Annotated in this window: 10 protein-coding genes; 7 read left to right on the top strand and 3 right to left on the bottom strand. The window is 59.0% G+C overall.

All coding sequences use genetic code 11. From position 1 onward, the window contains the following. Positions 1-74: 74 nt before the first annotated feature. Positions 75-1,085, top strand: coding sequence for a hypothetical protein (locus CDA63_RS04610; RefSeq protein WP_242434545.1), 1,011 nt, complete (start codon positions 75-77; stop codon positions 1,083-1,085). Positions 1,086-1,165: 80 nt separating this feature from the next. Here the strand turns inward: CDA63_RS04610 and CDA63_RS04605 are convergent, their stop codons facing one another. Next, on the bottom strand, positions 1,166-1,687 hold the full coding sequence (locus CDA63_RS04605; RefSeq protein WP_088463276.1) for an RlpA-like double-psi beta-barrel domain-containing protein: 522 nt from the start codon (positions 1,685-1,687) through the stop codon (positions 1,166-1,168). A 442-nt stretch (positions 1,688-2,129) separates the two neighbouring features. Here CDA63_RS04605 and CDA63_RS04600 point away from each other — a divergent pair, with 442 nt between their 5' ends. The 6 genes from CDA63_RS04600 to CDA63_RS04575 all read left to right on the top strand — a co-directional run bounded on the left by CDA63_RS04600 (position 2,130) and on the right by CDA63_RS04575 (position 9,870). Beyond that, positions 2,130-3,332 carry an SMP-30/gluconolactonase/LRE family protein gene (locus tag CDA63_RS04600; RefSeq protein ID WP_088463275.1) on the top strand — a complete coding sequence of 401 codons (1,203 nt, stop codon included), beginning with the start codon at positions 2,130-2,132 and terminating at the stop codon, positions 3,330-3,332. 209 nt (positions 3,333-3,541) lie between these two features. Next, a complete protein-coding gene (locus CDA63_RS04595; RefSeq protein WP_088463274.1) occupies positions 3,542-6,391 on the top strand; it encodes a 2-oxoglutarate dehydrogenase E1 component in 2,850 nt (949 codons plus the stop codon). A 157-nt stretch (positions 6,392-6,548) separates the two neighbouring features. Beyond that, the gene (locus CDA63_RS04590) at positions 6,549-6,872 is read left to right on the top strand and encodes a nucleotidyltransferase domain-containing protein (protein ID WP_199797490.1); all 324 of its coding nucleotides are present in this window, start codon (positions 6,549-6,551) and stop codon (positions 6,870-6,872) included. Beyond that, a complete protein-coding gene (locus CDA63_RS04585; RefSeq protein ID WP_088463346.1) occupies positions 6,859-7,287 on the top strand; it encodes a HEPN domain-containing protein in 429 nt (142 codons plus the stop codon). Before CDA63_RS04590 ends, CDA63_RS04585 begins: the two co-directional genes overlap by 14 nt. A 42-nt stretch (positions 7,288-7,329) precedes the next feature. Next, the gene (odhB, locus tag CDA63_RS04580) at positions 7,330-8,982 is read left to right on the top strand and encodes a 2-oxoglutarate dehydrogenase complex dihydrolipoyllysine-residue succinyltransferase (protein WP_088463273.1); all 1,653 of its coding nucleotides are present in this window, start codon (positions 7,330-7,332) and stop codon (positions 8,980-8,982) included. Positions 8,983-9,135: 153 nt separating this feature from the next. Next, entirely contained in the window at positions 9,136-9,870 is a 735-nt protein-coding gene (locus CDA63_RS04575; RefSeq protein ID WP_088463272.1) for a bacteriorhodopsin, read from the top strand. A 188-nt stretch (positions 9,871-10,058) separates the two neighbouring features. On the opposite strand, the gene CDA63_RS04570 is transcribed toward CDA63_RS04575, so the two are convergent. Both CDA63_RS04570 and CDA63_RS04565 read right to left on the bottom strand, forming a co-directional pair. Further along, positions 10,059-10,448 (bottom strand): group III truncated hemoglobin, encoded by a 390-nt coding sequence (locus CDA63_RS04570; RefSeq protein ID WP_088463271.1) that lies wholly within the window; start codon positions 10,446-10,448, stop codon positions 10,059-10,061. Between the two features lie 305 nt (positions 10,449-10,753). Further along, complete coding sequence (locus tag CDA63_RS04565) at positions 10,754-11,689, bottom strand: EamA family transporter (RefSeq protein WP_088463345.1); 936 nt, start codon at positions 11,687-11,689, stop codon at positions 10,754-10,756. Between the last annotated feature and the right edge of the window lie 123 nt (positions 11,690-11,812).

Below are 11,812 nucleotides of genomic sequence, written 5' to 3'. Positions count from 1 at the left end.
TTAGCCTCCGTAGTCGTTCTGGCCCGGCCAAAACTGCCCGCAGGTAACGCCACCCGATCAACGACCGACTGCCCTTGACACTTCCTGCCCCCGCCCTGACGCTCTACGACCCCTTCGAAGGTATGCGCTTCGGGCCGGGGGCTTGTTTTTTATGTGGCACGACTACTACGCCGCCCCAGGATACAGTTCCGGTGTTCGCCGACTGGCTCCTCGACCGTTACCAACTCCGCGAGCGTTCCATCAAACTGCTCGATATGCGCATCGTGGCCTATCCAGAGTTGCGCATTGCATGCTGCGCCCGGTGCCGCACCCAACACGTCGAGCCGCTGGAGGCGCACATCGAAACCATTAGCTGGCAGGGCGTGCGCGGGTTCCGCGAGTTGGATGAGCAGACGCTGTTTCTGTGGCTGGGCAAGATGTTCTACGGCATTCTGGTGACGGAACTGCTTAATGAGCTCGACCCATTGGCGGTGCCACAGTACCCGCTGGCCGAAAACGCCCAGATGTTCCGCCGCTTTCAAGCCTTTTTCCGGCCCCTGCAGGCTCTGCGCGTACCCATGGAGTACGACGATTTCGTGCCGGGCTCGGTGTTCATCCTCGAAACCGACCCCGCCCAAGACGATATGACGTTCGAGTACGACGATGACCTGAGTACGCTGGCGTTCAGCATCAAGCTCGACGAAACCGTGCTCGTCGCTTGCCTGGTCGACAATGGCCTGATTGCGCGAGCAATGGGCCGGGTGTATCAGCAGGCTCGCCGCCCTTTACACCCGGTGCAGACCGCCGAGTTCAAGGCCCGCGTGTATTATGCTGCCTACCTGCTCAATGTGGTGCCCGATTATTTCCCGCGCCCACTAAAGCCCGGCGACCAGGAAGTGGTGCTCGACGCGCTGATTGACGATGTAACGGGCGAAATTTTCAATCCCTGGGACAATAGTGCCTACGCCCAGTCGTTGCTGGAAATGTGGAAGCGCTGGCATATTCTGCTGTCCGACATCCTCGCCGACCCCACCTTCCCGCTGAGCTACCTCCACGACGCAGAGGGGCAGCCCCGGCACCTGACGCGGTACCCGGAAAAGGAGTAGATAAGAAGTACAGGGGAAAGGAGTAGTGCCCAGCCTTCTCAGCAGAGAAGTTGCAGCCTACTAACAGCCAATAGCTGGTATTATCCGGCCTGCCACACGGGCTCAGGGCCAAGCTTTTTGAGCTGAATGCCCGACCAACGGCCTTCCATGCCGCTTTTGCATTCGCGCTCATTTACCAGTACGTCCACGCAGTGGTGGTGGCGGCGGTTCATGGTGTCGTGGATGATGTAGACGCCATCAAGGTCGTCGGACATGCCGCTGACGCGGACTTTTTCGCCGTACTTAAACGGTCCGCCCCACTTGCTGAGCAAGTCGCGGGATACGGCCAGCCAGCGGGTTTTGCTGGAGTGGCGCCGGGGGATGATGGAGCCATCGGCGGTTTCCATCGGGTTATCGTCCGTCTGGCCTACTTCGGGCCAGTAAGTGGTGGCCGTCACGCGGTACGACACAGTTTTGGGGGCCTTTTTGAGGGGCAACACCGGCAGCGCAATGGCTACCGGACGGGGGCTCAGGGTGGCGACGGTGGAAGGGAGAGCCAGCGCCGACGAGGAAACAGTGTGGGGGGGGAAGAGGAAAGTTAACAGGAATAACGCAATGGACATGGCGTTTGGGCTAGTGGACTCTCGCTTGGCCCGGAGAGGGTGGGCAGCCGGCCTGACTCGGCTATGGAGGAAAACACTTTTTTTTAAAAAATTAGCGTTTCCTTATTTATGATAGCGGCCAATGGGCCGAAGGCAGTAGAAAGAAGAAGAAAACGAGGCTTAAATAGCACAATCTTTATTTTTGATTGAACTTCTTAAGCGCTTTTTCTTTGAAGGGGCCAAAGATACAGGCTTTTTATTAAACGGCCCAAAACCCTCTTCTATGCGCTGCTAGCGCGCTTCTGGCAGTGGGGCCCAGCTATATAGGCTGGCAACACCGTAGCGGCGCGGCAGGTTTTGATCGGAGCGCGACCGGAACCCGGCCATCGACCCAACGTATGCACAGGCTTCCGCTCGCTTTTCTGGGGCCGGAATATCCTAATACTAGTTTCGTCGCCTTCCTATGCGCTCCTCTCCTTTCTCCCGCCGCTGGCTGAGCGGCTTCGCTGCCGGCCTAGTGCTGGCCGCTGGCCTGACGGCTGCCTGCTCCTCGCCTTCCTCCTCCCCGGCCACGGCCCAAAATGCCACCAGCACGGCCGATTCGCTGGGTTCGGCCGCGCCCCAGGCTCCTGCGGACTCGCCCTTGCAAGTGGTAGCGCAGTTCCGGGAGCCTCAGATAGTGGGCGTGGCCGTGCTACCCGATGGCCGCGTGTTCGGCGACTTTCCGCGCTGGGACAACAACCCCATTGCTCCCATTGCCGAAATCGGGGCCGACAACTCGCTGAAGCCCTACCCCAGCGCCGAGTGGTGCAAGTGGGACGAAACCGTGCGCAACGAGCCTCAGAAACATTGGATCTGCCCCCAAAGCGTGTACGCCGACCCGGCCGGCATGCTGTGGGTGCTCGACCCCGCTTCGCCTGGTATTAAGGGCACCGTGCCCGGCGGGCCGAAGCTCGTCAAGATCGACCCGGCTACGAACCAAGTAGTACAGAACATTGCCCTGCCCGAAAGCGTGGCCCCGCGTAAGTCTTACCTCAACGACGTGCGCGTCGACCCGAAAACCAAGTATGCTTATATCACCGAGTCGGGCATTGGCAGCCTCGTGGTAGTCGATTTGCAAACTGGCAAGGCCCGCCGCCTGCTGGCCGGCCATAAGTCGATGATGGGTGACACGACGCTCAACATCAAGGCCGACGGCAAGCTGCTCGTCGACCCGACCGGCAAGCAGGGCCAGTTCAACGCCGATGGTATTGCCCTGAGCCAAGACGGCCAGTACCTGTACTGGAAGCCGCTGACCAGCTACGCCCTGTACCGCATCAAGACCGAAGCCCTGCGTAACCCTGCCCTCTCGGAGGCCCAGTTGATCAGTCAGATTGAGGACCTGGGCAAGGTGCCCGCTTCCGACGGCATGATTCTCGACGCCCAGAACAACCTGTATCTGAGCGCTTTCGAGGACCACTCTATCAAACGGCGTACGCCGGAGGGCAAAATAGAGACGGCGGTGCAGGACCCACGTTTGGAGTGGCCCGACACGTTTGCCTTTTCGGCTGATGGCCGCACGCTTTACGTGACCAACTCGGCCATCCATAAAACGGCCACTTGGAACCAAGGCGTGGGCCGGCAGGATCAGCCTTACCACATCTTTAAGATGACGCTGCCAAAATAAGCGCATCCCTGAGCCCAGAGAAGCCGTTTCCCTTTAAAGGGTAACGGCTTCTCTGTTTATTTCAATAGCTTTAGCTTGCTGACTACCCTTATTTGGCCGGCGCCCATTTACATTCTTGATAGTCACGTTTATTTGAGGATGCGAATATGGTTTTTTTCCTTTTAGTCAGTCTGTTTATCTTTACTCCCTGACCCCACCAATTCCCCCGCATGGACCAGTATTCCTATATCGCCAACGCCCACGGCGAGTACATCGACCAGCTTTACCGCAGCTACCAGCAAGACCCCGAGTCAGTTGATTTCGGGTGGCGCAAGTTTTTCGAGGGCTTCGACTTTTCGCAGCAGTACCCCGATGGGGACATGCCGCAGGCCGATGGCGAAGGCGTACTCACGACCTCGGCCAGCACCAACGATGCCCCCAGCATCCGGTCGGTCGATAAGGTGTCCGGCGATAAGGAAACGCAGGTCCGCAACCTGATTTACGCCTACCGCAGCCGCGGCCATTTGGTGGCCAAAACCAACCCGGTGCGCGAGCGGAAAGACCGCCACGCCCGCCTCAAGCTCGAAGAGTTTGGGCTGAGTGAGGCCGACCTCGACACCGTTTTCCGCAACGGCGAGGTGATTGTGGGGCTCGACGACGACGCGACCCTGCGCCAGATTGTGGAGGCGCTCCAGAAGATTTACACCCGCAGCATTGGCTTCGAGTACACTTACATCCGCGACCCCAAGGTGCTCGACTGGTTCCGCGAGAAAGTGGAGAAGGACTCGCTGAGTTTCAAGCCCAGCAAGGCGTATAAGAAGCGGATTTTGAGCAAGCTCAACGAGGCCGTAGTATTCGAAAATTTTCTGCACACCAAGTTTTTAGGGCAGAAGCGCTTTTCGCTCGAAGGCGGCGAAACCACCATTCCGGCCCTCGACGCTATCATCCGCAAGGGAGCTGAGCTGGGCGTAGAGGAAGTGATGATTGGCATGGCCCACCGCGGGCGGCTCAATGTGCTGGCCAACATCATGGGCAAGACCTACGAGCAGATTTTCTCGGAGTTCCAGGGTACGGCCGTGCCCGACCTGACCATGGGCGACGGCGACGTGAAGTACCACATGGGCTATAGCAGCCAGGTAGACGTCGACGGCCGCTCGGTAAATCTGAAGCTGGCGCCCAACCCCTCCCACCTCGAAGCTGTGAACCCGGTAGTAGAGGGCTTCGTGCGGGCCAAGCTCGACCACGGCTACGACGGCGACCTGAACAAGATGCTCCCCATCCTCATCCACGGCGACGCAGCCGTGGCCGGCCAGGGCATCGGCTACGAGTTGATCCAGATGTCGCAGCTGGAGGGCTACCGCACGGGCGGCACTATTCACTTCGTCATCAACAACCAGGTTGGTTTTACGACTGATTTCGAGGACGCCCGCTCCTCGATTTACAGCACCGATCTGGCCAAAATTATTGATGCGCCGGTGCTGCACGTGAACGGCGACGACCCCGAGGCCGTGGTGTTTGCCGTGCAGCTGGCCACCGAGTATCGCCAGCAGTTCCACGCCGATATCTTTATTGATATGGTGTGCTACCGCCGCCACGGCCACAACGAGTCCGACGAGCCCAAGTTCACCCAGCCCACGCTCTACAACCTCATCAGCAAGCACCAGAACCCGCGCGAGGTGTACAACGCCATGCTCGTGGAGCGCGGCGACGTGGATGCGGAGCTGGCCACTGAGCTCGACAAGGAGTTCCGCGACACCCTGCAGGCCCGCCTCGATTTGGTGAAGCAACAGGAGCTGCCCTACCAGTACCAAGCCTTGGAAAACGAGTGGCGCAGCCTACGCCGCAGCACCTCGGCCGACTTCGATCAGTCGCCGGAAACTGGCATCAGTGCCGAAATGGTGCAGCAGGTGGGCCAGGCCCTGACTACGCTGCCTGAAGGCTTCCGGCCGCTCAAGCAGATTGAGAAACTGATGGAAGAGCGCCGGAAGATGTTCTTCGAAACGCGGGTGCTCAACTGGGCCGCCGGTGAGCTGCTGGCCTACGGCTCACTGCTGCTCGAAAACCACATTGTGCGCGTGAGTGGCCAGGATGTGCAACGCGGCACGTTCTCGCACCGCCACGCCGTGTTGCACGATGCCGAAACGTCGGCCCCCTATAACTCGCTCAATTACATCGCCGAAGGACAGGAAAAGCTGGCCATCTACAACTCGCTGCTGAGCGAGTACGCGGTGCTGGGCTTTGAATTTGGGTACGCCATGGCCAACCCCACGGCCCTGGTGGTGTGGGAAGCCCAGTTCGGCGACTTCGCCAACGGCGCCCAGACCATGATTGACCAGTTCATTGTGAGCTCGGAAAGCAAGTGGCAGCGCATGAACGGCCTCGTGATGCTGCTGCCCCACGGCTACGAGGGCCAGGGTCCGGAGCACTCCAACGCCCGCCCCGAGCGGTTTTTGCAGCTCGCCGCCGAAAACAACATCATCGTGGCCAACCTGACCACCCCGGCCAACTTCTTCCACGCTCTGCGTCGGCAGCTGACCTGGGAGTTCCGCAAGCCATTGGTTATCATGTCGCCTAAGTCGATGCTGCGTAATCCGTTGTGCGTGTCGCCGGTGGAAGATTTCACCAGCGGCCATTTCCGCGAGGTGCTCGGCGACGATTACGCCGAAGCCAAGAAGGTGAAGCGCGTACTGCTGTGCTCGGGTAAGGTGTACTTCGATTTGCTCGATGAGCAGCAGCAGTCAGCCCGCAAGGACGTGGCCATTGTGCGCCTCGAGCAGCTGCACCCCTTCCCGCAGAAGCAGCTGAACGCCGAGCTGGCCAAGTACCCGAAAGCCAAGGTGTACTGGGTGCAGGAGGAGCCCGAAAATATGGGCTACTGGAGCTACATGCTACGCTTTATGCGCCGCGAGCTGGAAGACGTGGTATCGCGCAAGCCATCGGCTTCGCCGGCCACCGGCTACAACAAAGTGCACGTGAAGGAGCAGAAGGACGTGGTAGCCCGCGCCTTCGATAAACCCCGCGAAGCCGTAGCCAGCGAGGCAATCGAGGAAGCAACTGCCACTGCCAAAAAGCAGGATTAAGTCACAGATGTCGCAGATAAAAGGGATGCCCCTGGTTTATCCCTTTGTCGCTTCCACTTCATTCAGCACCACCCTTCGCCGCTTGCCATATCTGCTAAGTAACTGCTGCCCAAACAAACCAACGGCATCTTTTTCATCCCTCTCATCAGCAACATCTGTGATAAGCGAAGCGCAAATCCAGGCCATTGTTCGCCGCATCGTGGAAGGCTACCAGCCCGACCGGATAATTCTGTTCGGCTCCTACGCCTACGGCACTCCAACGGAGGACTCCGACCTAGATTTGCTCGTTATCAAGGCCGATGACAGCCGGCGCAAGATTGACCGGATTGTAGACGTCCGAACAGTAGCCCGAAACCGCGACAATCCAGCAATAGATGTATTCGTACTTAATGAAGAGGAATTAGACCGAGTCAGGCGAAACCGTTTTCTAGTTGAGTATAAAGCCCTGCAAGATGGGCGCGAGTTGTATGCCGCCGCTTAACCAAGATGAACAGCAATGGATTGGCCAGTGGCTGCGGAAGGCTGATGGCGACTTGCGGGCCGCCGAGAAGTTGGCGGAGTCACCGGAGTTTTTTTCTGAAGTTGCGTTTCATTGCCAACAAGCCGCCGAGAAATACCTCAAGGCTTGGCTTACGGCTGAGCAGCACGAGCCACCCCGGACACATGACTTAGAAAAATTGGTCTATTTGGTGGCGGACTTCATGTCCATCCTGCCCGAGGATGAGCGGTTGGCTACTTTTCTGACGCCTTACGCGGTACTCTCTCGTTATCCTAATGACGACGATAACGACGAGCCCGCCGTGTCAGAATTGTTGCAAGCCGCCTATCACTTCCGTAACCGCTTCCGGCCGTCCCCGGCCCAAGCATCCAATACGAGGCCTTATCCGGCCAACTAGCTTACGAATATTCACCCCCGAAACCCTTCAAAACCCCCACCTATGGGTCTGGAAATCAAAATCCCCGCCGTTGGCGAATCCATCACCGAAGTAACCATTGCCAAGTGGCTTAAGGCCGACGGCGACACCGTGGAGCGCGATGAAATCATTGCCGAGCTGGAGTCGGACAAGGCCACGTTTGAGCTGCCCGCCGAAACGGCCGGTGTGCTCAAAATCAAAGTAGCGGAGGGTGAAACCATCGATATCGGCACCACCATTGCCGAAATTGATGGTGGTGGCGCGGCAACCCCGGCTCCGGCCGCCAGTGCCCCGGCCCAGACAGGTGCCGCCGATCCGGTGAGCCAAGGCGAGGAGAACCCCCAGGCCAGCGACCAGGCCGGCTACGGTGGCCAGCCCGAAGGCGGTGCGGCCAGTGCGGCTCCGGCTGGCAACAGCAGCAGCGGCGGCGCAACAGTGGAGATGAAAATTCCGGCCGTGGGCGAGTCCATTACGGAGGTAACCGTGGCCAAGTGGCTGAAAGAGGACGGAGCCGCCGTGGAGCGCGACGAAATTATTGCCGAGTTAGAGTCGGATAAGGCGACGTTTGAGCTGCCCGCCGAGGCGGCTGGCACCTTGCGCCACGCGGCTAAAGAGGGCGAAACCATCAACATCGGCGACGTAGTGGCCCGCATTGAGGGGGGCAGCGGCGCGGCGAAAGCGGCTCCGGCAGCCCCTGCGGCTTCGGGCAAACCAGCCGCCGCGGCTCCGGCCAATGCGGCGGCGGCCGGCGGCAACGCTAGCAGCTACGCTACCGGCACGCCTTCGCCGGCCGCCGGCAAAATCCTGGGTGAAAAGGGCATCAGCCCCGCTGACGTTGCCGGCACCGGCCGCGACGGCCGCATTACGAAGGATGACGCCCAGAATGCCCAGGCTAAGCCCGCCGCGCCGGCTGCTAAGCCCGCGCCAGCTTCGGCTGATAGCCAGCAGCCAGCCCCGGGCAGCGAGCCTACCGGCAACCGCAACCAGCGCCGGGAGCGGATGAGCAATTTGCGCAAGACTATTGCCCGTCGCCTCGTAACGGTGAAAAATGAGACGGCCATGCTCACCACCTTCAACGAGGTGAACATGCAGCCCATTATGGATTTGCGCACCAAATTCAAGGACCAGTTCAAAGAGAAAAACGGGGTAGGCTTGGGCTTCATGTCCTTCTTCACCAAAGCTGTATGCGTGGCCTTGCAGGAGTGGCCAGCCGTAAATGCCCAGCTGGACGGTATCGACATCGTGTATAACGACTTCTGCGACATCAGCATCGCCGTATCGTCGCCGCGCGGTTTGGTGGTGCCGGTCATTCGGAATGCCGAAGCGCTGAGCTTCGAGGGCATCGAGAAGGAAGTAGTGCGGCTGGCCAAGCTGGCCCGCGACGGCAAGCTGACCATCGAGCAGATGACCGGCGGTACATTCACACTCACCAACGGTGGCATCTTCGGCTCCATGATGAGTACGCCGATTATCAACGCCCCGCAGTCGGCCATCCTGGGCATGCACAACATCATCCAGCGGCCCATAGCCGAGGATGGACAAGTCGTGATTCGGCCCATGATGTACCTGGCCCTGAGCTACGACCACCGCATCATCGACGGCCGCGAGTCGGTATCGTTCCTGGTACGCGTGAAGGAGTTGCTCGAAGACCCAAGCCGTTTGCTGCTGGGCGTTTAGTTTTTTTCTGAGCTTCAAAAAGCCAGTTCCCAGCCAATGGGAGCTGGCTTTTTGCGTTTTCACGACTACTGTCGAGCACATTAAAACTAACTTAAACCATAGCTGACAAGTAGGTTATAGCTCCTTTTATCCTTCGTTTCTAATTACCTGCTTATGGAAACCCAAACCTTACTGTACTGGCTCTACGTGGCGCTTATGGTGGGCGGCACACTGCTGTTCTGGAGTTGGAGCCGCAATCCTAAAAACGTTCCGCAGTACGAATACAGCATTGCCATGCTAATACCTATCTGGTCGGCGCTGGCCTACATGGGCATGGCCATGGGGCAGGGGAAAACTGAGGTGGCCGGCCAGATAACGCACTACGCCCGCTACCTCGACTGGGTGGTGAGTACCCCACTGCTACTGCTGGCTCTGGCTTTTACAGCCATGTTCTATACGCCCAAGCAGGAGCGCAGTATTACACTGCTCTTCGGGTTGGTGGCTGCCGATGTGGTTATGATTGTCTGTGGGCTGCTGGCCGACCTGTCGGAAAACAGCACTGCCCGGCTTACCTGGTTTTTATGCGGCGTAGGAGCGTTTGTAGCCGTGCTATACTTGTTGTGGGGGCCAGTGCGGCGTATTGCCATCAACTCGGATGCCGAACTGGGCACCATCTACGGCAAGCTGCTGGGCTTTCTTACCATCCTGTGGGTAGCTTATCCTACCATTTGGGCGCTGGGCCCCTCGGGCTTGGAGGTGTTTGATCAGACCATCGAAACGGTCCTATTCGTAGTAGTACCCTTTCTTTCCAAAGTTGGCTTTAGCATTATGGACCTAAGCTATTTGCGCGATTTGGCTTCGCGCAAGCCACCGCAACACCACAAAGCTCCCATTATGGTCCCAGCCTAATCCAGCGCACTATTGGCCAATAAAAACGACCCCGCAGCCTAGGCTACGGGGTCGTTTAAGTACCTGGCATTTGTTTACTGGGCAGCCGCTGCAACGGCACCTAAAACGAGGCTGCTGGTAGAATGAAAAACGGCAAATCGAACGTCAGCCGTGTTTCGGAGAACGAGTAAAGATAACCAGAGGCAGATTTAGTCGACCGGCAGCTCGCGGTTGCGGGTGGCTCTGAGGCGGGTGGCCATCTGGCGAGCTAGCTGCTTTGCCTCTTCGGCCTTTGATCCGGCAAAGTACTCCTCGACCGTAGAAGAAAACAGCTGTAGCCAGTGCTCGACGTGGGCCCCGCTTCGGGGTAGGGCCACCTGGGCAGGGAGGGCTTCTCCTTCGGCAATACCAACGCCGAGCAATTTGCTACTCCAGTAGCGGTATTGCGAGGTGAGGTAGTGGGGCCAGTGAATGCGGGCAGCAGCGGCAAAACTGGCTCCAAGCAGCGTATCCTGGGTGGCCTTGTGGCAGAGCGAATCGACGAGTTTTTTAATGTCGCCTTCGGTGCGAATATCTGGACGGGTAGCGGTAGTTTTCATGGGTGGGAAGTAAAGAACGGGTGGGAGTAGCAGGTACGCAGCGAATTTACGCAGGTTGCTGTTATTCGCCGTAATCTATAAAATATCTAACGTTTTCTGGTTATTAGTCTTAAAGTGAGGCAAAATATTTCCATTCAGCTTGTTATGACTTACCGATCCATCAATTTAAGAGCACATATCTCCCCTCGCCAGCGGGCTGCGTGGGTCGGCAAATTGAAGCGTCCCTCAATGGCAACAGCATTGCCGTTGGGCGGGCAACCCGCACGGCTACGGATTTTACCAAAAGCGAAACGCCGATTGGGCAGCTAGTCTTTCAACTTCTTCCGGCGGCCACCCAGTACCACTAAGGCTACGGCCACCACAATCAGGGCCGCGCCGCCGAGCATTTTGGGGCCGGGAACTTCGCCCAGGAAGGCCCAGCCCAGCAACACGGCCACTACTGGGTTTACGAAGGCATACGTGCCCGCCAGCGCTGGTTCTACCACTCGCAGCAGCCAGATGTAGGCCGTGAAGCCCACAATGCTCCCGAACGTGACTAGGTACACGTAGGCCAGCCAAGAAGTGGTGGTTACCTGGCTGAAGTGAAAGCCCTGGGCCTCGCCCCGCACCAGGCCCACGAGCAGCATCACCACTCCCCCGCAGAGCATCTGCATGCCGCCCGACAGAAACGGCGACGGGGTGGGCTGGTGGTTTTTGGAGTACAGCGAGCCAATTGACCACACCAGTGCCGCCGTGAGCACCAGGCCGGTGCCCAGGGTTGCGTGGCCGGGCAGAGCTACATGGCTGGCGCCCGGTACCCGGGCCAGCAGGTACACCCCACCCAGCCCGATAGCCAGCCCCACACCTACCAGCAGCTTCGGGCGCTGCGAAACCCCGCTCAGCCACCCCAGCACCGCCAGAAACATAGGCACCGTGGCTACCAGTAGCGCCGCTAGGCCCGTCGGGATGTATTGCTCGCCCAGCGTGACGCCGCCATTGCCAAAGCCCAGCAGACATACCCCAATAACCAAGGCCATGCCCCAGCCTTTGCGCGTAGGGGCCGGCTCTCCCCGCCAGCGCATAAACCCGTAGAGCAGCAGCCCCGCCAGCCCGTAGCGCGAACCCGCCATGAGCAGCGGCGGCATGGAATCGATGGCGAAGCGGATGCCCAGGTAAGTAGAGCCCCAGATGATGTAGAGGGAGGCGAAGGCCAGCAGAATAGCGGCCCGGGAAGGCGCGGGGGGAGTGGTGATGGAAGACATGAAGTGCGGAAAAACAGCCGCAAAGGTACGCCGGCCCGGCCGGCAGCACGAAACTTCGTTGCCCATTGGTACGGGGTGGCCGCTTTTCGCGGTACCAGTATGCAGCGTTTGGCCCCGAACTCC

Origin of the sequence: Hymenobacter amundsenii (assembly GCF_002204745.1) — a bacterium.
GTDB classification, from domain to species: Bacteria; Bacteroidota; Bacteroidia; order Cytophagales; family Hymenobacteraceae; genus Hymenobacter; species Hymenobacter amundsenii.
This window is presented reverse-complemented; position numbering and strand designations above follow the sequence as displayed.